The organism is Nitrosomonas eutropha (assembly GCF_003201195.1).
In the GTDB taxonomy this organism is placed as follows: Bacteria; Pseudomonadota; Gammaproteobacteria; order Burkholderiales; family Nitrosomonadaceae; genus Nitrosomonas; species Nitrosomonas eutropha.
In genome coordinates this window covers 1-2,042 of the sequence record NZ_QICQ01000076.1, presented here as the reverse complement: position 1 = coordinate 2,042, position 2,042 = coordinate 1, and the positions used below count along the sequence as shown (strand labels likewise).

1 protein-coding gene is annotated in these 2,042 nt (G+C 56.0%); it reads right to left on the bottom strand.

What is annotated here, in order from left to right:
• Nucleotides 1-733: 733 nt before the first annotated feature.
• Entirely contained in the window at nt 734-1,783 is a 1,050-nt protein-coding gene (locus C8R14_RS13200; protein ID WP_041353595.1) for a Fic family protein, read from the bottom strand.
• Nucleotides 1,784-2,042: the final 259 nt, after the last annotated feature.

Here is a 2,042-nt window from a genome sequence, read left to right as displayed (position 1 = left end):
CATCGCTTGCGTACCTGATACACCCACATGCGACTCACCTCAAAGCGCCGGGCAATTGCCGTTGGACCTTCGTCACGATCCAACGCACCCAGAATGCGATCCCGAAGATCTTGTGAATAGGCATGCATAACCTTCCCCATCAGTTGTAATAGAGAATAGTCTATTGCATGCATATATTTAAATCAAAAATGCTCTAGCCGGGCAGCAGCCCCGGTGCATGAGCTTGTTGTGGTTTCAGCGCAATCCGCTGCCGACCGACTGGGCGGCGCAACGCGAGGTGGTAACGGCGTTTGATGCCTGACCGGTCGCCGTGGTTGACGATGAACCGCCGTGCGTAAGTTGTTGATTTTGCGAGAACCAAAACTGCGCCTACCCGCAGACCAAATGGAGAATAGAGACAGGCTTGGAGCCTGAATCGCTGAAAACAGGCTGTTTCGGCAGGTGGACATCCACAGCTGATGGCTGGAACCCCGCGCGGCGCGGGGGATTTCAGGCAAGAAAAAGGGTCCGGAGATTATCCGAGCCCTTCAATTTGGTGGTGCTGAGGCGACGCCACGCGGCCGACCACGGCTGCAATGGGTTACTGTCAGCGACCATAAGCGATGATTCTACGCCTATCCCACGCAAACGGGCTAATTTTCCGCCAGCAAACCACCACGATTTAGGGACGCCGATTCAATTCCCCAAAACGGAATCGAACTGCCCACCCGATTATTCGTTCTGACGGTCCAAATCACTTGAGCTCGTACCAGACACCACGCCCGCTGCCCTGCTGATTCAGATGACCCTGCTCGACTAGGTTCCGGAAATGCTGCTTCAGCGTGTTGCGGCTGACGCCCGTCAACTTGATGGCGTTGCCGATAGTGACGCGCCCGTGCTCACGGGCGAATTCCACGATCTGCAGTGACAGCTCAGGCAGCGCGGCCAGCACGATCTTTTCACGCTCGACCTTCTTCTCCAGGAGCCGAACCTGCTCGGCCAGTGATCGCAAGAAGAACATCAGCCATGGCTGCCAGTTGGGTGCTTCCGCGCGGATGGTGCCCTGTGTCTGGTGCAGGGCCAGGTAATAGGCTTCCTTGTTCAGCTCGATCACACTCTCCAGCGAGCTGTATGGCACGTAGGCATAACCGGCCTGGATCAGCAGCAGGGTCGTCAGCACCCGGCTCAAACGTCCATTGCCATCCTGGAAGGGGTGAATTTCCAGAAACACCACGACGAAGATCGCGATGATCAACAAGGGGTGCAGATGCCCCTTCTCCCGTTCGTCATTCACCCATGACGCCAATTCGGCCATCAGCCGTGGCGTGTCAAACGGCGTGGCGGTCTCGAAGACGATGCCGATCTGAGTCCCGCTTTCATCGAAGGCAGCGACGCTGTTCGAGTTGGTCTTGTACTGCCCCCGGTGATGCGCATCTTTTTCGCTGTGGTGCAGCAGGATCTGGTGCAGTTGCTTGATGTGGTTCTCGTTGAACGGGATGTCCTGCCACGAGCTGAACACCAAATCCATCAGTTCAGCGTAACCGGCCACTTCCTGCTCGTCGCGGGTGTCGAAGGACTGGATGGCCAGGTTGGAGAGCAAACGCTCCACCCTGCGGTCAGTCAGCTTGCTGCCCTCGATACGGGTGGACGAGCCGATGCTCTCGATGGTCGCAACCCGCCGCAACGCTGAAAGACGCTCAGGCGCAAGCGTTCCCAAGGCCCGCCATGCGCCTTTGAATTCGTCGATCCGGGCAATCAGGCTCAGGATCTCGGGTGTGATCTGGAGGGTGTCTGAACGTAGCATGCAACCAATACTACACCTATTAACACCCATTTCAAAGTGATGCAGCTTGAGATTGGGCATAAATAGGTGTTTTTTTGGTTTGCACTGAATCGAACGCGTTACGCATCGGCCTAGTCAAGGTCAAGACCGCACGGATCTTCCCTGCCTAGAGCATTTTTGGTTTGCTTGTTTACATATCCACATGAAGCGAAGTAGTTGGCACACTCCTCCGGAGTGAACAGATCCAACACTTTGCCGATCTGTGCCCATAAGGCATCCA